The organism is Paenibacillus sp. FSL M7-1455 (genome assembly GCF_038004655.1).
Lineage (GTDB): Bacteria > Bacillota > Bacilli > Paenibacillales > Paenibacillaceae > Paenibacillus_AQ > Paenibacillus_AQ cookii.
This window is the reverse complement of the sequence record NZ_JBBORO010000001.1, coordinates 2,124,880-2,145,793: the sequence shown is the minus strand read 5'-3', so window position 1 is coordinate 2,145,793 and position 20,914 is coordinate 2,124,880. Positions and strand designations below refer to the sequence as shown.

Genomic DNA, 20,914 nt, shown 5'->3' with positions numbered 1-20,914 from the left:
GGAGGTCACTTGCCATGGAATACATTTCGGTGCAAGGCTTGGATAAAAAAGTTTCGCGGCTGATGAAAGGTTCGGACTACTTTTATCACGAAAATTACGAAAAGGCGGCGGCCAACATGGACGCCTTCTTCGCCGCCGGAGGCAATTCCGTCGATTCGGCGCATATTTATTGCGGGGGACAAAGCGAAGAAGTGATCGGGCGGTATTTGAAGGAAAGAAACAACCGGGACGAGTGGGTCATTTTGACGAAAGGCGCGCATCACGACCAGCACGGACCCCGCGTCAGCCGGGAGGCGATCAAACATGACCTCACCGCCAGCTTGTCGCGCCTGCAAACCGACTATATCGACATGTATGCCCTGCACCGGGACGATCCGAACGTGCCTGCGGGCGAAGTCATCGAAATCTTGAACGAATACGTCAAAAACGGGACCGTACGCGCCATCGGCGTGTCCAACTGGACATGGGAGCGGATCCGCGACGCCAACGCTTATGCGGCGGAAAAGGGGTTGACCGGCTTCTCCTTCAGCAGCCCGAACCTGAGCCTCGCGAAAGCGAACGAACCGTTTTGGCCCGGCTGCGTATCGGCGGACGAAGAAACCTGCCAATGGCATGAAGCGGAGCAGTTTCCTTTGTTCTCCTGGTCTTCCCAGGCCAGAGGTTTCTTTACGGGGAGGTTCACGCCCGAAAACCGCGATAACGCCGACCTGGTCCGGGTCTTTTACAGCGATGCCAACTGGGAGCGGCTGGAGCGCGCCAAACGGCTTGCCGCGGAGAAAAACGCCACTCCGATCCAGATCGCGCTTGCGTACGTGCTGAACCAGCCTTTCCCGACCTGCGCGCTGATCGGCGCCCAATCCGAAGAAGAGCTGCGTTCCTGCGACGAAGGTTCCCGCATCAAGCTGACGCGCGAGGAGCTCGCCTGGCTGGATCTTTCTTCGGACGAAAGGGGATAATCCCGCATTCCGGAAGCTTGGCAGCAAGCACGCTGGGTCGTTCGTGATCAAGCGGCCGCGGTGGCCGCGATCCCGCTTTCACGCCGCCCGGGTTAACCTGGCCTTGCGCCACGCCAAAAAGCCCCCGCCGGCCGAAATGTTTTCGGCTAACGCGGGGGCTTCCTTTATCCCGTCCATTTCGAATCCAGCGTTTCCTTCCCCTGGTAGGCCGTGCGCTCCAGCGGAATGCGAATATGGACGGTCGTGCCGATGCCCGGGGTGCTGTGCAGCTGTACGCCGTAATCTTTGCCGAAATACAGCTTGATCCGTTCGTTTACATTGCGGATTCCGTATCCTCTTCCCCTTCCGTGGCTTCCCGTCGCACCGGGTGCGTTCATCGCGGAGACGACCTGCTTCAGCATCTCCCTAGGCATGCCGCTGCCGTCATCCATGATTTCGAATACAATCGAATCCGTCTCTTCCTCCATCCGGCCGCTCACGCGGATATAAATGTGGTCTCCGCGCCAGGCGTGCTGCAGCGCGTTTTCCAAAAACGGCTGCAGGATCAGCTTGACCGTCATATAATTGACGATTCTAGGCTCGATGTCAAACTCCACTTCCATGCGTTCCCCGTATTTTACCTGTTGGATGTCCAAATACGCCTGCGTTTGCTCCAGCTCCTTATGAATGGCGATGATCGTCTGCCCGTCGTTTAACGATAGCCTGTAGAATTTCGCCAAGTTCATCACCATCTGATGCTGCTTGTCCACCTGTCCGAATTTGGCCAGCCGGCTGATCGAAGAAAGCGTATTGTACAAAAAATGCGGATTGATTTGAGCCTGCAGCGTCTCAAGCTCCGCCTGCTTTTTTTTCAGGTTGGTCAGGTAGACCTCCTGAATCAGCCGTTCCGTCTGCTCTCCCAGCCTGTTCAGCGAGGCGGCGATCATCGTAAATTCGTCGTTGCCTTTATAATGAAAGCGCTTATGAAAATCCCCCTGCTGAAACAGGTTTAAAATGGACACGACTTTGGACACCCGTTTGGAGAAAAAGCGGGAGACGCCCAGAGCGAAAAGGAGCACCACGACGAAACTTGCCAAACAGATGACGATCGTGAGCAAATTGATTTTCCGGGTCTCCTGCTGAATAATCGTGTCGGGGACTAGCGCCGTCATTTTCCAGTTCAGCTTGGGCAGGCTTTCGCTGAGCACCGTAAACCTGGATACGTCCATCAACTCGTAATCGGAATGCATGTCGGGGACGTTTTCGCCCGAACCGTAAATGATGCGGTTGTTTTCGTCGAGAATAAGCAGCATGCTGCCGCTCCCGAATTTGTTGATGTCCACGCTCTGGAAAATTTCCGAAAGGTACACGCTGATCCGCATGAAACCGATCGTCTCCAGATCCAGCGGATTGCGCGTATCCACGAGCCGCCGCAGCAGGCTGATCCGGCCGAACCTGCCGTCGTCTTCGACTTGCTGCCATACGACCGTTTTGCCGTAATCCTCCTTCGGAAACTCCGCATACCAGGGTTTGTCCATGATCCGGCGCAGATGAAACAAATCCCAATGTTTCCCTTTGGCGAGCGGATCGGCGGCGGACAGGTCGTTGTTGTAGATTTCCGGCAGCGTCTCGTTTTTCAAATAAATGCTCATCCATATTTTGCGGTTGGTCGAATCCACGGTCTGGCGGAATTTCGGAATCAGCAGTTTGGTCGTCGTTTGGTAGCTGACCCACCCTTCCTCGTAGCTCATAATCTCCAGCGGCAAGCTTTCGTCGAAATACAGCGTATCGGACAACCGCTGGGTGTCCTCCAGCTTGTAATTGATGTTGTCGCGGATCTGCGCCATCGTGCCGGTTAAGTTGGTGTTCATCTGTTTGCCGTAAAGGTCGACCAGGATGGTATTGGCAATATACCCGAAAATAAAGATGGGGACGATGATCAGAATCATATAAGAGAAAAACAGCTTCATGCCGAAGGGCATGAACATGCGTTGCTTGGAATCCAACCGGTTTTGGTTTTTCATACGTTACATCTTTCTCCTGAATTCGCCCGGCGTCATGCCGAACACTTCTTTAAACTGGCGGCTGAAATACGGCATATACCGGTACCCGACCTTGTCGGCGACCTCATAAATTTTAATCCGGGGATCCTTGAGCAGCTCTCCCGCCTTCTCCATGCGCATCATAATCACGTATTCGCTGAAATTCGTCCCCGTAACCTCCTTGAACAGCGAACCCAGATAATTCGGCGAAAAGGACAGATAGTCGGCCACTTCTTTGAGCGTGACGTTATCATGCAGCTGTTCCCGGACGTAACGGATCATCTCTTCGACCAGCTTGGCGCTTTTTTTCTGCCTTTTGTTCTGGATGATTTCGGCGGCGCTGAACAGCCGGTACCTTAACCAGGATCGGATATCGTGAAGCGTTTCGTATTTCAGCATCATATCGGGACTGGGCAGCCCGTCGTGCTGAAGGGTCTGAAACATGTTGTCGCTGAGCGATTTGAGCTGGCTTTCCAGTCTCAGCCAAATGTTCATCACGAAATACTGGATTTGGACTTTGGAGCGCATCCCGGCCGCCGCCGCAAACAAACCGTCCACTTCATCGCTGATCTTCACCAGGTCGTAATGCAGCACGGCGTTTAAAAGCGGTTCGAGCGGCAGGTCCGCCGCCTGGATCTCCCCGCCCCTTTCGGCTTCCAGTTTTTCATGCGGAATCACTTTTCCTTTGCCGACGATCAGCTTGTAATCCAGCGCGGTGAGCGCCTCTCCGTAAGAAGCCCTAAGCCCCGGAAGGCCATCCGCCCGGTTCCCTAATCCGATGGTCACGGAATAAGGTTGCAGCGCATGAAGCTGCCGAATGACCTGCTCCAGATCCGGTTCTTGTGCCCCGCATTCGGCCAGCAGAAAAATCCGCTGCTTGGAGGTACGCCCGATATGGCGGATGCCTGCGGCTTCAAAAATCGGCAGCGCCGATTCGTAAAATCGGTTGAACCATTCCTGCTTCACATGCTCCGGCAGCGCCTCAAGCTTCCAGCCCAGATCGTCGATTTCAAGCGCGGCGGCCCGGGCGGGCCAGCTTGCGTGTTTGAGGCCGTAATGCTCAAGCAGGATCGTTTCCGCCTCTTCCGTGAAGTTCCCCTCGAGAAGCTGCAGGAGGTATTCGTTTTTGGCGGTTTGCCGGTAAGCCTGCTCCGTTTTTTCCCGCTGTCTTTCCGCGTCAAGCTCCAGCACGATTTTTTTTAAGGCTTCGGTCAACTCCGTGTCGTCCATCGGTTTCAGGACATAGTTGTAGGCATGGAGCGAAATCGCCTGCTTGACGTAGTTAAAATCCTGGTATCCGCTTACAAAAATGACTTTGATGCGGCCGTATAACTCTTTTGCTTTTCTGACAAGGTCCAGGCCCGACATGCCCGGCATATGTACGTCCGTGACAAGGACATCGATGCTTTCACTTTCCATGACGCTCAAGGCTTCAAAGCCGTTATGCACGGCATCCACGACTTCCAGGCCAAGCTCAGTCCAAGGTATGAAGGTCCTCATCCCTTCCAAATCGAGGATTTCATCATCGACGATTAAAGCTTTATACATGAAATCATCTCCTGACCGAATAGTTCACAGCCGAACGCTGTACATGGAATTCGCCGCATAAACGCATGAGCCGCCCCGAGGGACGGCCTAGCGCGCACGATAGCTAATCGATAGTTCAGTATCGTTATATATGACAATTATACCATTTTTTGCGGTTAACCGCCGATTTTTTTCAGGTTCTCCTGCCATTTTTGCGTTTTGAACGCGAGCAGCTTGTCGTAACCGACGGCCATTGCATCTTTTTCGGCTTTGTCCAAAATGGCCAAAACCTCTTCGTCGCTTTGGGCGTACAGCGCCTTCGCTCTCGATTCGGAGAAGATTTCGTCCACGCTTTGTTGGATGATGCCTTCTTCCGTGTCCGGCATCGGGTTCAAATTGACGAATGCGGTGGCGTTATATTGCGTTTTCCACGTGATGGACGACTGGTAGCGGCTCTCCCAGTTTTGCTTTTCAGGCGGCAGCGTTTTTTCGAACTTCATCTTGGACTTGTCGATATACACCGTGTTGCCGTTCCACTGCAGGTTGACGGTAGCGTCCATGATCTTGCTGCGTCTTTCCACGTCGTTGATGTACGTGTCGGTAAAGATCGGATATCCTTCTTCATCGGTTCCTTTCCACAGGATGCCTTCCGGTCCCCACATGATGACGCGGCTTCCTTCTTCGCCTGTCAGCCAATCGAGGAACGCGAAGATTTTTTCCGGATCTTTGGCGGATTTCGTGATCAAAGCCACGTTCCAGCCGAGCTGGTTATAACTTCCCGTCCAAATTTTGTTTTTGTCGAGCCCTTCCTTATGCACCGGCCAAATCATCTCGTATCCGGCGGTCGGATCTTTTTTCTTCAGCTCCACGTCGCCTTTGCTGCCGTATTCCGTCGGGCTTGCGCCTGCGGCGATCGCAAAACGCCCCGTGTACGCTTTTTCGAGCACCTGGTCTTTCGTTTGCGTCAGCGCGTCCTGGGCCATCAGCTTCTCGCGGAACAGCTTCGAGGCGAACTGCATCGACTCGCGGTACGTCGGATCCTGGAAGATGGAGGTCAGCTTGTCGCCGTTTGGAACGGCTCTTTCCCGCAGGAATACCGGAGGATGGTCTTCGGCGAACGCGCTGTACAGAATGTCCAGCCCCTGGCCGTCTTTCGCGAGATCCGGCTCGAACGGAACGACGTTCGGATACTTGGCTTTGACCGCCTTCAAATAGTTGTACAGGTCGTCGGTCGTTTCGAGTTTTGGCGAACCGAGGTCTTTGTAAATTTTGCTGTTCATCAAATATCCCGCGTTGCCTGCCGGCTGGGAAGTATACCAGTTCGGGAACTGGTACAGCTTGCCGTCGCTCGAGCGAAGCATGTTGAGCGTGGAATCGCCGGCCCATTTTTTCAGGTTCGGGTACTTGTCGAGATATTCGTCGTAGGATACGAGCATTCCTGCCGCCCGCAGACGTTCCACGTCGGTGCCGCGGTCCGTCCAAATGACGTCCGGAAGCTCCTTGGAGGCGATCATCGTGTTCAGCTTCTGGGCCGCGTTGCCGCCGGAGTTGATGGCCGTGACCGTTACTTTTTTGTTGTCCTGAATCCATTTGCTGGCTTCGTCCGCGCCCCATGACGGCATCGTGTACCAGTCGTAGTGGCCGTAGAAGCTGAATTCGAGAGGTTCGCTGCCGAGCTCGAATTTGCCCGTGCCCGCGCTTTCCTTGTTGTCCGTTTTCTCTTCGGCTTTCGTATTGCTGTTGCCGGTTCCTTCCGCCGCCTTGCCGCCGTTGCCGCTGCCGCATCCCGCAAGGGCCGTGGCCGCGGTGCATAAAAAGACAAGCGTCACGATCAGCGATCTTCTAAAGCTTTTCATACGATATAACCCCTTTTCCAAAGATCGATTTATGTCAGGATTTAGGCTGAAACCCTGATGGTTAAAGCGCATAGCTCTGAACCCTATTCTTTTAGCGATCCTACCAGCACGCCTTTGACGAAATACTTCTGGACGAACGGGTAGACCGCGATAATCGGCAGCGTCGCCACCATCATCGTCGCCATCGACAGCGATTTGGTCGTCACGCTTTTCATGGCCGACATGCGGCTTTGCGCCGCGGAATCCAGTTTGGACATCTGCTCGGTCATGATGTTGGTGCTCAGAATCTGCTGCAGCATGGACTGGATCGGCAGCAGCTTTTCTTTCGTGATATAAATGCTCGGCAGGAACCACTCGTTCCAATGCGCCACCGCCGTAAAAAGCCCCAGCGTCGCGATGACCGGACCGGAAAGCGGCAGCACGATGCGGAAGAACGTGGACCAGTTGCCGCAGCCGTCGATTTTCGCCGATTCCTGCAGCCCGTCCGGTAGCCCCATGAAAAAGGTGCGGAAAATGATCATGTTCCACACGCTGATCAGGCTCGGGATGATGAACACCCAGAAGGAATCCATCAAGCCGAGGCCGCGGACCACGAGGAACGTCGGGATCAGCCCGCCGCCGAAATACATCGTGACGATGCACATCAGCATGTAAAATTTGCGGCCGATCAGCTCCTTTTTGGTCATGCCGTAAGCGAATATCGCGGTGCACAGGACGGAAAGGATGGTGCCTACCACCGTTCTCATCACGCTGATCATAAAAGCGTTCAAGATCCGGTCATCCCGGAACACGACGTAATAATTTTCGAGGGACCATTTGCGCGGCCAAAACGTCACGCCGCCAAGGGCGGTATCCATGCCGTCGTTCAGCGAAATCACAAGCCCGTTCCAGAACGGATAAAAGGTGCTGAAGCCAAGCAGCGTGAGGAATCCGTAGACGAAAATGCTGAAGATCCTGTCCCCGATGCTTTTTTTGTACATTCGATTGCAGCCTCCCTGTCTTCTCCCAAGTCTTTCAAGCGATGCCTCTTACCACAGGCTGTTGCCGGATCGGCGCGCGAAGCTGTTGGCGAACGCCAGCAGGCCGACGCTGATGACGGCTTTGAACAGGCCGACCGCGGTCGCGTAGGAGAAGCGTTGGTTCGTAATGCCCACCCTGTAGACGTAAGTGTCGATGACGTTGGCCACGTCCCGCAGCACCGGATTCGATCCGAGCAGGAGGATGTCTTCAAAACCTGCGCTGAGCAGATTGCCGATCGCCAAAATCATGAAGATGGAAATGACGGGCATGATCGAAGGGAGGGTAATCATGAACAGCTGCTTGATCCGTCCCGCTCCGTCCATGGCAGCCGCCTCGTACAAACTCGGATTGATGCCCGCGATGGCCGCCAAATATACGATGGATCCGAATCCGATTTCCTTCCACACGTTGGTCGTGACAAGGATGCTCCAGAAGTATTCGGCTTTGCCGAGGAATCCGATGGGCTCCTTGATCAAATGCAGCTTTTGCAGCAAAATGTTCAAGCTGCCGTTATCCGTCGACAGGATCGACATGGCGAACCCGGCCACGATGACCCAGGACAAAAAATGCGGCAGATAGCTGACGGTTTGCACGACCCGTTTAAAGACCATGTGCCGGACTTCGTTCAGCAAAAGCGCCAGAAATATCGGCGCCGGAAACCCGATGCAAAATTTCAGCAGGCTGATGATGATCGTGTTGCGGATGATCGGCCAAAACTCGGGGGAGTGAAAAAACATGTTAAAATGCTTGAACCCTACCCATGGGCTTGCCCAAAAGCCGTCGAAAATGCTGTAATCCTGAAATGCCATCAATACCCCGTACATCGGTATGTAAGAAAAAATGAAAATCACTACGAGCGCCGGCACGACCATCAGCTGGATATCCCACTGCTTGGCCAACCGGTAAGCGACTCCCCGCCTTTTCTTGACGTGTTTCACTTTGTTTACGCTTGCGAGCTGCGCCATACGTTTCCCCCCTCGCTGTTATTGTAATCGTTTGCATGCGGGGGAATCTATTTGCCTCGTCAACGAAATCTTATACATTTTACGGTTGTAGGACTCCTTTTCATAAAAAGGATGAAAAAGAAGTTCCGGCCGAAACAAAAAAAAGACCCGTTCCCCGGATCCCGGAGAAGGGTCTGTCCCGATCGTTTATTTTATCGTTTTGCCGGGGCCGGGAACGGAAATCGATCCCTGGTCATGCCCGGGCGTTGTTTTCACGCTGATTTCAAGGCTGCTGTCCAAATAAAACGACGCCGTGGCGGTCGAAATGACCTGCGGATACATTTTTCCAGGTTCGGGATACGTCAAATGATAATACGCCACGGCCTTTTTCCCCGGAAGAAACTCGATACGGTCGATGACCAGCCCGTACCCCGGATTCGGCATGTCCGCCTTGGACAATACGATTTTGTTGACCTTGTCGTTCACTTTTTCGATACGGACCGAAACGTCGGCTTCGGACGCTCCGGGGTCCTGATTCTGATGGCTTTGGATGAATTTCAGCGCATTGTATATCATTTCGGCGGCCTCCATGCGCGTAATATGCTTCTTCGGATGGAATCGGTCTTGGGCGTCGAGTTCGGCGATCCGGGTGAGCAGCAGAAACTGCAAAGCGCTTTTGTATTCGGAAGACATATCCCCGTCGTCCTTAACAAACACGTACATCTCGATCGTCGAATATTCTCCCGTAGCCTTTACCGCTTGATGAAGCATGCCTGCAAACTGCTCTTTCGTCAGCTTCATGTTCCAGTCGCGGATTTGTCCGACCGATATCCCGTTGTCCGCCGCAATGCGCGCCGCTTGGGCATACCAGGCTTTGGCCGGAACGTTCGCGGGCGGGGGCGGGCCGTCTACCTTCCCCTGGAGTTTCATCGCTTTGACGAGGAGTTGGATGCCTTGAGCCGCCGTTAGCGGCTCGGCCGGCGCAAACCGGTCCGCGGACACGCCGCTGATGATGCCTTGCGACTGCAGGGACGCAGCGATCTTTTCCTGTTCGGCGTCCTTAATATCCGAAAAAGCGTATGCGGACGATGCGGCTGCAAGGCAGCAGAAGGCCATCAGTGCCGCCGCTATTCTTTTAAACTTGTTCATTCAAGATCACCTCCACCCTCTCAGACGGAAAGCATCCGGCAAAGGTTTCATATATTTGGCAAAAAACGAGCGCAGCCAAGCCGGATGACCTCAAGCGTTCGCTCCGTCTTTTTCCGGTTCCTGATCCAGTCCCAGCTTGGCGTACATTTCGCTCGTATATTTTTGAAGTTTGCGTTCGAGCTCCTGGGCTTGTGCTTTAAAAGCGGTCAGTTCGCGGATCATTTTCGACCGCCCTCCCGGGCTGAAGGTTTCCTGGATGCGTTCCTTAAAATAGTCGTGGACGATGTAATTCCGCTGCTTCCATACCTCTTTCAACAGCGTCGTTTCATCCGGCGAGAAAGGGAAGTGATGCTGGATTTCATTGACGAGCTGGCCAAGCGAGTTGCTCAGCTTCTGATGGTACAAATCGGCGAGATCCTCTTCCGTCGGAACCTTGCCTTGCGAGACCTTCATCAGCATAAGCAGGTTGACCAGCTGCTGCTCGAGCGCCTGCGAATAATAGACCGCCAATCCGAAATAAGCAAATAGTTCCTTAGAATGCTCGCTGTCCAATAGCCGTGTCTGCTTCATCATGCCCTCCTCCCTATCCTGTCATGTATCATGCCCTGATGGTTTCGTCATACCTCCATGGTAAAGGATATGCCTTCATTCATCAACCGCCGGATCCGCAGGTTTTAGGTACGGGCGTCCCTCCGCAGCGAAACGAGCATGTAAACCAGCCCCAGCAGGAGCGCATAAACCAAGCCGTACCCCAATGTCAGCCATACTTTATGGGACGGCTCCGCGCCGCCGTTCAGAAGGACGTCCATGATCGGCGATACGGGCGGAAAAATCCAGCGCAGCCACCGAAGCTGCTCCGGCAGCAAACCCGCGATCGATTTGGCCCCGATTGACGCGATGACCAGAGCAAGCAGCAATGCCACGGCTCTGGAGCCGTTTGGCATCCAAGCCGACTGGAAAAACAACGCCAGTGAAGCGCCAAGCCCCCCCATAACCAGATGCCCGCCAACCGCGAGCAAAAATTCTCCGATCCGCACGGGCCTGTCGAACATTTGCGCCGCGATCGGATACAGCATAAAAATCGCCGTGCACATCGCCACCGGAACAAGCAAAGCCATGATTTGGCTGAACAGATACCTTTTCATGCCGCCGATATGCGTGATGTGCAGCTGCTCCTGCTGCGGGCTTCCATGGTTCAAGAAGGTCAAAGCGAGCCAAGCCGAGCCGACGAACAGAAATACGGAAGTGACGGCATAGCTGTCCATGACCGGATTAGGTTTGTAGGTATACAGCAAAAACATGGCGATCAAGGTTGCCGCCAGCGGCGCGAAATAAGCATGTTTCCTCGTATAGCTTCTCAGCAAAAAACGGGATAACGCGATCATCTTTTTCTCCCCCTCATCAGCGTGCCGCGGCTTGCAGCCGCTCCCCCATGCGGGCATCGATCCCTTCGGCCGGAATGACCGACAGGACCGAACCGCCGCGATCCAGTATGATGCGCAAAACCTGGTCAATCGAACCTTCCTCTACTTGAAGCAGGTAAACATCCGAATCTGGCGTGCAGTCGGCAACGCCTGGATGGGCGGCAATTTCCGCAAGCGCCTCGGGGCCTGGAATGCGGGCGGAAACCTCCGCAACCGCTCCCGGCTGCCGGCGTTCCTCCCGGGATTCCTTCACGATCCTCCCTTCCTGAATGAGCAGCACCCGATCCGCCGCCCGTTCGATCAGCTTCGATTCATGAACCGACATGACGATGGCGGTTCCGCTCCTTTTTTGGGCGAGCAGCACATGAAGCAGATTTTCCTGCGCCTTGACGTCCAATCCCGACAGCGGCTCGTCCAACAGCAGTAAATCCGGTTTGCCCGCGATCGCCTGGATCAAATTGATTTTTTGCAGCATCCCTTTGGAGAATTGATTCATTTTGACATGCATGGCATGTTCCATATCCAGCTGCCGCAGCAAAACGTTCAACTCTTCCTCCGCCGCGTGTTTATCCAATCCCCGGACGGCAGCCGTGCTCGACAGGAATTCCCATGGCGTAAAGACAATCGGGGGAAACCGCTCCGGCACGTAGCCGATGCGGAGTGATCCCCCGGGCACGGTCCGCGTCCCCGACGCCGGACGGGAAAGTCCTGCCAGCAACCGCAGCAGCGTGCTTTTGCCGGATCCGTTTTTGCCAATCAGCGCGATGCATTCCCCTTGCCTTACTTTCAGCGATATATTGTGCAGCACGTTGCGTCCGTTATACGTTTTGACGGCGTCCCGAAGAATCACCAAACCGTCGTCCCGACCTTCCGCTTCTCTTTTATCGGCCACAGCCGAAGCCACCTTCTTCCGGTTCATTTATTCGGAGGTTACATCCGTTCAGGCGTCTGGATGCCCAACAGCCCCATCGTCCGCGCAATCGTGCGGCCGGCCAGCCGCGTCAGCCGCAATCTTGCCTTTCGAACCTGGGCGTCTTCGATGACAATTCTTTCCTTATTATAAAATTGATTGAAGGACTGCGCCACATCCAGCGCATAACGCGCGAGAACCGACGGCTCCTGGTTGCGCACGCCCCGCTCCAATGCTTCCGGAAACCGGGTCAGCAGCTTGAGCAGCTCCCAGCCGGCGTCGCCGAGGTGATGGGCCCCTGCGTTGGGATCGGTCTCTTCCATGGCGTCCTCGGCCGTGCCATACGCAGCCGCCCCCTTGGCAAGCACGCTCTGGGTTCTAGCGTAGGTATACTGCACGTAAGGCCCCGTTTCCCCGTCGAAATTCAGCGCGTCCTCCAGCGAGAAATCCACTTCGTTCAGGCGGTTGTTTTTCAGGTCGCCGAAAATGACCGCGCCGATCCCGACCGCCTCCGCAACCCGCTGCTTGGACTCCAGCTCCGGATTTTTTTCGTTGATGATGGCTAAGGCCCGTTCGACGGCTTCATCCAGCACGTTTTCCAGCTTGACGATTTTGCCGCGGCGCGTGGACATTTTTTTGCCTTCGAATTTCATGAGGCCAAACGGCACGTGCGTACAGCTGTCCGCCCAATCCATCCCCATGCGGCGCAGCACCGCAAAGACCTGCTGGAAATGCAGCCTCTGTTCGTTCCCGACCACGTACAGCAGCCGGTCCGCTTTCATCTCGTCATGCCGGTAGATGGCGGTGGCCAAATCCCTCGTCGGGTATATGGTCGTGCCGTCCTTTTTCAAAATGAGGCATGGCGGCATGCCCTCCTCGTCCAGCCGGACGACCAGCGCCCCGTCGCTTTCGACCAGCAGCCCTTTTTCCTTCAAGGAATCGACCACCGCAGGCATTTTATCGTTGTAAAAGCTTTCGCCCAGCGTGTAGTCGAAACGGACGTTCAGCCGATCGTACATTCTGCTGAATTCCTTCATGCTTACGTCCACGAAATAGGCCCATAACGAGCGGGCTTCGCCGTCTCCCTCCTCCAGCTTGCGGAACCACTCCCTTGCTTCCGGTTCCAACGTCTCGTCATGCTCCGCTTCTTCATGGAAACGAACGTACAAGTTCAGCGATTCGCCGATCGGGTCTGCGGATAACCGTTCGTCGTCTCCCCATCTTTTATAGGCGGCGATCTGCTTGCCGAACTGCGTTCCCCAATCGCCCAGATGATTGACGCTGACGACGTCGTAGCCCGCAAGCTTATGCATATGGTATAAGGCCGCCCCGATCATCGTGGAACGGAGATGGCCGATGCCAAACGGTTTGGCGATGTTGGGGGAAGACATATCGATGACGACGCGGATGCCTTTTCCGGTTTCCGGCACTTTCTCCTGCTCCAGCCCTTCCATCATCAAGCTTCCGTAATACCCCCGGTCGAACGTCAAATTGACGTAAGGACCGGCGGCAGACGCCGTTATATGCGCGTGGTCCCAGGCGCCGGCGATCGATTGGGCGATCTCCTGGGGCGCTTTTCTGAATTGTTTGGCGAGCGTAAAGCAAGGGAACGCGATATCCCCCATGTCCGGGGAAGGCGGCGTTTCAAGCCGTTTCGATATATCGTCCGCCTCCAGCGGCACGTGGTTTTTCAGCGCGTTTGCAGCCCATTGGGTTATCATCATGGATCAACCTTTCTTTCTTTTTCTCAAAATAAAAAGCTCCCGTCTCCATAATAGAGACGAGAGCTGAATATCCCGCGGTACCACTCTAAGTAAACGAATCTTCCGGCCCCTGCCGTAAGGTTTCGTTTCCCTTCGCAACATCTAACGGAGTTACCCGGACGAATCTACTTGCCCCAAAGTCCGCTGCCAAATGGCTTCGATGCCGATTCAAGCACTTTGCGCGGCTCCCGGAACTTTATATGCCTATCGATCAGGATCACCGATTCCGGAAGCGAGGTTTTGGATTCGCCGTCTCACGGGTGCGCTTCACGAAGGGGCATGTTCCGGCTTCCACCCATCCCGGTTCGCTGTCCATGCGTAAACCTTCGTTACTCTCCCGATCCCTGACGTTCAATATTTCAGACTATTATACCTAGCGCCAAACGAGGAATCAAGCCCAAGTTCTTTTTTGAGTCCCCGGCCCGGGTTCCCCCGCCATGTCCCTTCAGCTCCGGCCCTCTTGGCCTTCCAGCGCCCGCATCCCGTTTTCGATGGCCGTTTTTGAGAAATGCTCGCCGATAAAAACGACCACGTCCGGCACGTCGCCCTGAGGCGTGATCCGCAAAAAATCAGGCTCCCGGAAGGCGTATTGAAACAGGAAACGGCTCGCCGTATCGCTGAACGTCAAGACGCCTTTGGCACGGTATACCTCCCGCGGCAAACCTGCCACAAAACGTTCGAACTCCCCGCTGTCCACCGGCCCGCGCAAATAATGGGTATACACCATCACATGGTCATGATGCGCATGATGATGCCCTGCTGCCGAATGGGAATGATGCTCCTCATCCTCCGCTTCAAGACCGGTCGAAGCTGCCCCATCGGGTTTGTCCGATTCAGGCAGACCTGTTTTGCCGCCAAGCGAGGCCAAGACTTCGGCGGCGTCCACCTCGCAGCGGACGGCCGGAAGGATGGGGGCATACCCGTTCCAACGGGAAATGACCGACTCCAGTTCTTCCCGCTCGCCTGCCGTGACGCGGTCCGTTTTATTCAAAATCAGGCAGGAGGCCGCGCGGATCTGTTCTTGCATTAGCCTGAAGGTTTTCCCTTTTTGCTCGCGGTACCGCTCCAGCAAATGAGCCGAATCGACGACGGTCAATACCCCTTTCAAATCGATTTTCATGTATAACGCCGCTTCGGTTACTCCGTCCAAAATCTCCATCGGGTTTGCGATGCCCGTCGCTTCGACGACGATCACGTCGGGATGTTCCCTTTCGATCAGGCCGGCCATCTCCACGCTCAAATCGCCGCGGATCGAGCAGCAAATGCAGCCGCTGAGCATCTCGGTCATCGGAACCCGCTCTTCCACCAGCAGCCCGTCCAGATTGACGTCCCCGATTTCGTTCATGATCACGGCCGGACGTAATCCCTGCTCCTGCCAGTGGTTGACGAGGCGCTGAAGGAACGTCGTTTTCCCGCTTCCCAAAAAGCCGGACAATATGTAAATGGGTGTCGTTGCTTGATTTGGCATGTTCGTTTTCCCCTTGCGTTATTGGATTTTGCGTTTTACGCAAAGTGTACTACACCCCGGGGCCGGGCCGCAACCGCTTCGAATGTTTTGCACCTTTTGCCGTCCGCGTTCATTTGCAAGTTTGTCCCGAAAGGTCTATCCTAAAAAGACATTCCAAAAAAGAGAGAGGAGAATGGAAGATGAGATCCGTGGACGAACATCGCAGTCAAGCGCCGGACACCGTCTCCTGCATGGTCGTGACCGTATCCGATACGCGCACGCCGGAGACGGACGCAGGGGGAAAGTTGATGAAGTCCCTTTTGGAAGATGCGGGATACCGTGTCGTGCGCTACGAAATCGTCAAAGACGATTATGAAGGCATTCGGGAGCTTATTCATGAAGCGGCGGGAAATCCGGAAGTGGAAGCGGTCCTATTCACGGGAGGAACGGGCATTTCCCCGCGCGACACGACGTACGAGGCGGTAGCCTCGCTGCTCGACAAGCAGCTGCCGGGATTCGGCGAAATATTCAGGTATCTCAGTTTCACGGAAGATATCGGACCTGCCGCGATTTTAAGCCGCGCCATCGCCGGAACGGTCGGCGGCACCGCCGTGTTTTCCATCCCGGGTTCGACGGGAGCCGTCAAACTCGCTTTGGAGCGGATCATCGTGCCGGAGCTGCGGCATGTCATGCGTGAAATATACAAAAAAAATTAAAAACAAGCCGGGAACGTTGCGTTCCCGGCTTGTTTTACGGTTAAAAATCCATTCTGTCGATCAGCGAATTGAATATTTCATGAACCTGCGTTTCGTATTGTCCCTTGTTTTTTCCGGAAGACGTATAAATCAAAGCAACCCTGTTATGGCCGTAAATCAGCGTTCTGGACGTCGGGGTTTCCACCCGTTTTTGGTCGCCGTACCAATTTTGAATCCGCTCAATCCGCTCCTTTTCGTTGGTAAACACATGGAGTTTGACATACTGCTGCGGATTTCCCCGGATAAAATACTGGTAGCTGATATTGCCGCGCCCGTCCTCGGCATGCGTGTGATGGGTCAATGGAATGTTCTTCTCGCCGAAAGCAAGCTGCAGCTGATTCAGAAGCTGGCCGTTCAGCCCGCTGCCCTGCGATTGTGCCCGGATGTTGCCTTCGGAATAGGAATCGAAATTATACAGTTTGACTTCTTTTTTGATGACGGTATGCTTGTCGCAGCCGACCGTAACAGCCAGCAGCACGCAAGTGAGCAGCCATGCGAACCGTTTGTTCATGTTGATTCATCCCTTCCCCTGATACCGCTTCAAGCGGAAGACAGCCTAATATGGGCTTAGAATGCCATCATTTCAAACGGTTTATGCAGCATCGGCTGCTGTGAAATCTTAACAAGCGTAACTCGCGAATCGGCATTATGCCAAACGGATGACCGTCCTTCCAACCGCTTTTCCCTGCAAAACGGACTGCAATACTTCGGGCAAATCTTCAAGCGAAGCTTCCTTAATTCCCGCGCTTAGCGCCCTTTCGGGCTTCCACTCTTGACCGAGCTTATTCCAAACGCGCGTTCTCCAATCTTTCGGGCAAAACACCGAATCGATGCCCAGCAGCTGGACCCCGCGCAAAATAAAGGGATGCACCGTGGAGTTGAACGCCGTCCCGCCCGTTAATCCGGAAAGCGCGACCGCTCCCCCGTAACGGATGTTTTTTAAAATATCCTCCAGTCCCGGCCCGCCTACCGGATCCACCGCTCCCGCCCAGCGTTGTTTGCCGAGCGGGCCGGCGCCCGAACCGGCAACGTCCTCCCGGCCGATGACATCGGCCGCGCCTAGGCGTTTCAGCCACTCTTCCTGGCTGGTTTTGCCGGTGCTGGCCGTCACTTCAAAACCGGCCCGCGCCAAAATATCGACCGCAAAGCTGCCGACGCCTCCGGTTGCCCCCGTCACAAGCACCGTCCCTGCTTCCGGAGTGACGCCGCAATGCATGAGGCGATCGACCGACAGGGCCGCCGTGAATCCGGCCGTTCCGATTCCCATGGCCTCGCGCAAACTTAAGCCCGCCGGCAGGGGAAGCAGCCAATCCGCCGGGATGCGGGCATATTCGCTGAAACCGCCGTGGTGCGCTGTTCCAAGACCGTAACCGGTGCACAAAACCGGATCTCCTTCGCGAAAATCCGGGTGGCTTGAGCTGACAACCTCGCCGGCCAGGTCGATCCCCGGAATGATCGGGTACTCCTTGACGACTTTCCCTTCAGGCACGCTGGCGAGTCCGTCCTTGAAGTTCACTCCCGAATAATGCACTTTCACAAGCACATCGCCTTCCGGAAGACCGCCGAGGCTCATTTCTTCGATTTGTCCGGCCAGACTTTCGCCGCTGCGCCGGATGACATAGGCTTTAAACGTTTCCATTCGTCTTTCCCTCCTTCAGAAATCGTTTGTCCGTTTGTAAAAAAGATTCGGCAAGGAGCGATCCCGTTCCTTTGCCGAATCTCGGTGATCCGAATATTCCGTTTATTCTTCCGTTTGCATGAATTCGGCCATCAGCTTCTGCTTCAGGTCCCAGACTTTTTCGCTCAAATTGACGCGGTAAATTTCCGGATTCAGCTTGCGCAAATATTCCGGCCAAAACAGTTCCATTTGCGCGCGGTGGTAGCTGCGGATCTCCTCCAGGGAAGGGAGCTCGTACACCAGCTTGCCGTTTTCGAAAATTTGGTGCAGCATCGGGACGGCCTCGTAATTTTTGACGTATTTTTGCAAATACGGGTGCTGCGGATTAAACAGCTTCAGCCTGTCGCGCGGCTTTTCTTCGTCCGGGAACACGATGTAGTCCGCCGTCGCTTTGCCGGTGACCCGGTCCACGATGCGGTAGACGTCCTTTTTGCCCGGCGTGGACACCTTTTCCGGGTTGCCCGAGATTTTGATCGTCGGGACCATTTCTCCGTTCACTTCGCGCTCCACGAGCTTGTATACGCCCCCGAGCGCAGGCTGATCCGCGGCGGTAATGAGCTGGGTGCCGACGCCCCACGTGTCGATGCGGGCTCCCTGCGCCTTCAGGTTCAAAATCGTGTTTTCGTCCAGATCGTTCGAAGCGACGATTTTAATATAGGATAATCCGGCGTCGTCCAGCATTTTGCGGGCTTGGATCGACAAATAGGCCAGGTCCCCGCTGTCGAGGCGGATCGCGGACATTTTTTTGCCGGCGGCTTCAAGCTTTTTGGCCGTCTCGATCGCATGCGGCACGCCGCTTTTTAACGTGTCGAACGTGTCCACGAGCAGCGTCACTTCGTCCGGCATCACCTTCGCGTACGTGTCAAAGGCCTCCTGCTCGGAGGAAAAGCTTTGGACCCACGAATGGGCATGCGTTCCTTTCGTCGGGATGCCGAATTTTTGCCCTGCAAGCATGTTGGAGGTGGCGTGGAAACCCGCAATGTATGCGGCACGAGCGCCCCAGACGGCTGCATCGGCTTCCTGCGCGCGCCGCGTTCCGAACTCGAGCAATATGTCGTCCCCCGCGACCTGCTTCACGCGCGACGCTTTCGTGGCGATCAGCGTCTGGAAGTTCATGAAGTTGAGCAGCGCCGTTTCCACCAGTTGGGTTTCCATGATGGTTCCTTCCACCCGGATAAGCGGCTCGTTCGGGAACACCAGCGCCCCTTCCTTCATGGAATAGATATTCCCGCAGAACCGGAACTGCTTCAGCTCCTCCAAAAACGCGGTGTCGTAGTTTTCTTCCTGCTCCGACAAATATTTAAGGTCTTCGTCCGAAAAACGCAAGTTTGCGATGTAATGAACGATCCTCTCCAGACCGGCGAAGACGGCATACCCGTTGCCGAACGGAAGTTTGCGGAAATACGCTTCGAAAACCGCCTTTTGCTGATGCGACCGGTTCACCCAATGCGCATACATCATATTGATTTGGTACTTGTCTGTATGTAATGCCAGACCTGCTGTTTGCATACAGGCTTCCTCCTTTGTATTCCAGCCCTGCAGGGTCCATGACTCTTCAAGCCTTCGATTCTTTCTTGTATCCCCTATTTTCGTAGGCAGCCCTCAGCGGGCAGCGACGTTGGCGTGAGGTCTGCTTGCCTTTTCCTGCAGCTCACGTGTAGATGGACAACAGCGGCACGTAGTCGGTAAACCGGTACAGCTGTGCCGGACGCTGCGAATATTGGTTCGAACTGAGCGGCTTGCCGTTTTCGTCCCGGACTTCCTCCAAAATCCCTTGCCTGCTGCGGGTAGAGGTGATTTTGCGGATAAAATTCGGTTCGCTGAATTCGGGCACGACGGTCTGGATGACCTGGTAAAGCTCGCTGAGCGTAAACTGCTCGGGCAGGAACTGGCGGGCGATCGTCGAATGCAGCATTTGCTTTTGAATACGCATGTAAGCGTCCCGGATAATGTCCCGATGGTCGAATGCCAGCTCCAAGTCGCTAAGCGCCTCTTCAATGCCAAACAGCCCCACTTCGCCCGCGTCATCGGCGGCCTGCCTGCTTTCAAGCATCCATTCTTCCACCAAAGCAAAAAAAGCATGGCTGATAATCCAGCCCCGCGGATCCCTTCCCGGCGTGCTGTATACCCCGAGGTATTCCAAATGCCCTCCGTCTACCCCGGTTTCTTCCTTCAATTCCCGCTTGGCCGCATCATAGATCGATTCGCTTTCCCGGCAAAATCCTCCAGGCAAAGCCCACATGCCCGCGCACGGCCACGATTTGCGCCTGACCAGCATCACCTTCAGTTCGCGGATCGGCAGCGTTTTGGTCACCGTTTTCCGTTCCCTTTTGGTCAGGGTGAACATGACGATATCCGCCGGCACGCCGTCTGGCGTCCGGTATTTTTTGGCGGAATAAGCCCGTGCTTCAGGTGAAGTGTCCTGTTCTTTCCGATGTTCGTTCATATCATCACCACATAGAGTATCTTTTTGATACTTTCATTATGATTTACTGATAACAAATGTCAAGTCCCTTTTTATTAAATGGATGGGTTTACGTGCCCGATAACCTACTTGCGGTTCACGATTCGAAAGGTTGCCGTTGCGAGACAGCCCAGCGTCCCTTCGCCGTTATGGATGCGCGCTTCGGTCGTCATGGATCTGCCCGCGCGATGAATGACCCTTGCCGTTACGATAAGTTTTCCCGTCGTCATGGCGGACATAAAATGCACGTTGATGTTTGTCGTGACGCAGCTGTCCTGCTCCGCCGCAGCCGTTGCCGCCATTCCCATCGCCTGGTCCATCAGGGACGTCAGCACGCCTCCATGGATGATGCCCATCGAATTGGTATGGTGTTCCTTGGCGTCCAAAGCGATCACGACCTTCTCCTCGTCGGCCGATACGAACTCGCAGCCCAGATAAGCCCAAAACGTGTTTTCGCCTCTGGCGATCATTTCCTCCAATGCGTTCATCTGTATTCCCCCCATGCTGTCTTGAAAAGATGTCCATTTTTTATTCCATGCGGAGCATAAGCTCCAGAACGATTTGATCCCGGCACGGAATGCCGTTTTCAAATATTGGCTCAGGATAGTTGTTCACAAAATAGTCCCGCTCTATCCGAACCATCCGGAATCCGCATTTTTGATACAATCCCAGCTGATTTAAGCTGGAGTTCCCGGTCCGTACGATCACCTTTTGATAACCTTGGCCTTGAGCCTGCTCCAAGGCGCTGGCGATCAGCCGTTTGCCAAGCCCTCTCCCCTGCCAATCCGGGTCGACCGCCAAGTTCATGATTTCCGCGGAAGCCTGATCCAAAGGCATCAAGCCGCATACGCCGATCAAGTTTCCATTCTCCTCGGCCACCGTCCAGCTGGATTTGTCCACATATTTCTCCACCTGGGACCAGTCCGGATCGGCAAGCAGCAACAAAGATGCCGGAAGCTTCTCCCCCGGCCGCGCCGGTCTGATATTCACCTGCCGCCAC

General features: G+C 54.8%; 19 protein-coding genes. 2 read left to right on the top strand and 17 right to left on the bottom strand.

What is annotated here, in order from left to right:
* Nucleotides 1-14: 14 nt before the first annotated feature.
* Nucleotides 15-956, top strand: a complete 942-nt coding sequence (locus NYE48_RS09950) for an aldo/keto reductase (protein WP_036707067.1) — start codon at nucleotides 15-17, stop codon at nucleotides 954-956.
* Between the two features lie 164 nt (nucleotides 957-1,120).
* On the opposite strand, the gene NYE48_RS09945 is transcribed toward NYE48_RS09950, so the two are convergent.
* The 11 genes from NYE48_RS09945 to NYE48_RS09895 all read right to left on the bottom strand — a co-directional run bounded on the left by NYE48_RS09945 (nucleotide 1,121) and on the right by NYE48_RS09895 (nucleotide 15,038).
* Entirely contained in the window at nucleotides 1,121-2,959 is a 1,839-nt protein-coding gene (locus tag NYE48_RS09945) for a cache domain-containing sensor histidine kinase (protein WP_340998324.1), read from the bottom strand.
* A gap of 3 nt (nucleotides 2,960-2,962) precedes the next feature.
* Nucleotides 2,963-4,525, bottom strand: a complete 1,563-nt coding sequence (locus NYE48_RS09940) for a response regulator transcription factor (RefSeq protein ID WP_212949011.1) — start codon at nucleotides 4,523-4,525, stop codon at nucleotides 2,963-2,965.
* 155 nt (nucleotides 4,526-4,680) lie between these two features.
* The gene (locus NYE48_RS09935; RefSeq protein WP_212949010.1) at nucleotides 4,681-6,360 is read right to left on the bottom strand and encodes an extracellular solute-binding protein; all 1,680 of its coding nucleotides are present in this window, start codon (nucleotides 6,358-6,360) and stop codon (nucleotides 4,681-4,683) included.
* An 83-nt stretch (nucleotides 6,361-6,443) separates the two neighbouring features.
* Nucleotides 6,444-7,340: a carbohydrate ABC transporter permease gene (locus tag NYE48_RS09930; RefSeq protein ID WP_212949008.1), complete on the bottom strand. Its 897-nt coding sequence runs from the start codon at nucleotides 7,338-7,340 to the stop codon at nucleotides 6,444-6,446.
* Between the two features lie 48 nt (nucleotides 7,341-7,388).
* Nucleotides 7,389-8,252 carry an ABC transporter permease gene (locus tag NYE48_RS09925; protein ID WP_445324064.1) on the bottom strand — a complete coding sequence of 288 codons (864 nt, stop codon included), beginning with the start codon at nucleotides 8,250-8,252 and terminating at the stop codon, nucleotides 7,389-7,391.
* A gap of 279 nt (nucleotides 8,253-8,531) precedes the next feature.
* Nucleotides 8,532-9,473: an S-layer homology domain-containing protein gene (locus tag NYE48_RS09920; RefSeq protein WP_340998319.1), complete on the bottom strand. Its 942-nt coding sequence runs from the start codon at nucleotides 9,471-9,473 to the stop codon at nucleotides 8,532-8,534.
* A 90-nt stretch (nucleotides 9,474-9,563) separates the two neighbouring features.
* A complete protein-coding gene (locus NYE48_RS09915) occupies nucleotides 9,564-10,046 on the bottom strand; it encodes a hypothetical protein (RefSeq protein WP_331480046.1) in 483 nt (160 codons plus the stop codon).
* A gap of 101 nt (nucleotides 10,047-10,147) precedes the next feature.
* A complete protein-coding gene (locus NYE48_RS09910; RefSeq protein WP_036707060.1) occupies nucleotides 10,148-10,858 on the bottom strand; it encodes a hypothetical protein in 711 nt (236 codons plus the stop codon).
* A 16-nt stretch (nucleotides 10,859-10,874) separates the two neighbouring features.
* Nucleotides 10,875-11,789: an ABC transporter ATP-binding protein gene (locus NYE48_RS09905; RefSeq protein WP_340998316.1), complete on the bottom strand. Its 915-nt coding sequence runs from the start codon at nucleotides 11,787-11,789 to the stop codon at nucleotides 10,875-10,877.
* A gap of 38 nt (nucleotides 11,790-11,827) precedes the next feature.
* On the bottom strand, nucleotides 11,828-13,528 hold the full coding sequence (argS, locus tag NYE48_RS09900) for an arginine--tRNA ligase (protein ID WP_341000624.1): 1,701 nt from the start codon (nucleotides 13,526-13,528) through the stop codon (nucleotides 11,828-11,830).
* Between the two features lie 487 nt (nucleotides 13,529-14,015).
* On the bottom strand, nucleotides 14,016-15,038 hold the full coding sequence (locus tag NYE48_RS09895; protein WP_340998315.1) for a CobW family GTP-binding protein: 1,023 nt from the start codon (nucleotides 15,036-15,038) through the stop codon (nucleotides 14,016-14,018).
* A 179-nt stretch (nucleotides 15,039-15,217) separates the two neighbouring features.
* Here NYE48_RS09895 and NYE48_RS09890 point away from each other — a divergent pair, with 179 nt between their 5' ends.
* Entirely contained in the window at nucleotides 15,218-15,733 is a 516-nt protein-coding gene (locus tag NYE48_RS09890; protein ID WP_036707057.1) for a MogA/MoaB family molybdenum cofactor biosynthesis protein, read from the top strand.
* A 40-nt stretch (nucleotides 15,734-15,773) separates the two neighbouring features.
* Here NYE48_RS09890 and NYE48_RS09885 read toward each other — a convergent pair whose 3' ends face one another.
* The 6 genes from NYE48_RS09885 to NYE48_RS09860 form a co-directional block, all read right to left on the bottom strand.
* Nucleotides 15,774-16,283, bottom strand: a complete 510-nt coding sequence (locus tag NYE48_RS09885; protein ID WP_036707054.1) for a hypothetical protein — start codon at nucleotides 16,281-16,283, stop codon at nucleotides 15,774-15,776.
* 135 nt (nucleotides 16,284-16,418) lie between these two features.
* The gene (locus NYE48_RS09880) at nucleotides 16,419-17,411 is read right to left on the bottom strand and encodes an acrylyl-CoA reductase family protein (RefSeq protein WP_212948999.1); all 993 of its coding nucleotides are present in this window, start codon (nucleotides 17,409-17,411) and stop codon (nucleotides 16,419-16,421) included.
* A 102-nt stretch (nucleotides 17,412-17,513) separates the two neighbouring features.
* A complete protein-coding gene (locus NYE48_RS09875; protein WP_036707051.1) occupies nucleotides 17,514-18,959 on the bottom strand; it encodes a nicotinate phosphoribosyltransferase in 1,446 nt (481 codons plus the stop codon).
* 142 nt (nucleotides 18,960-19,101) lie between these two features.
* Nucleotides 19,102-19,896 carry an NUDIX hydrolase gene (locus tag NYE48_RS09870; RefSeq protein ID WP_036707046.1) on the bottom strand — a complete coding sequence of 265 codons (795 nt, stop codon included), beginning with the start codon at nucleotides 19,894-19,896 and terminating at the stop codon, nucleotides 19,102-19,104.
* A gap of 104 nt (nucleotides 19,897-20,000) precedes the next feature.
* Nucleotides 20,001-20,402 (bottom strand): PaaI family thioesterase, encoded by a 402-nt coding sequence (locus NYE48_RS09865; protein ID WP_340998310.1) that lies wholly within the window; start codon nucleotides 20,400-20,402, stop codon nucleotides 20,001-20,003.
* Nucleotides 20,403-20,442: 40 nt separating this feature from the next.
* On the bottom strand, nucleotides 20,443-20,904 hold the full coding sequence (locus tag NYE48_RS09860; RefSeq protein ID WP_212948995.1) for a GNAT family N-acetyltransferase: 462 nt from the start codon (nucleotides 20,902-20,904) through the stop codon (nucleotides 20,443-20,445).
* Nucleotides 20,905-20,914: the final 10 nt, after the last annotated feature.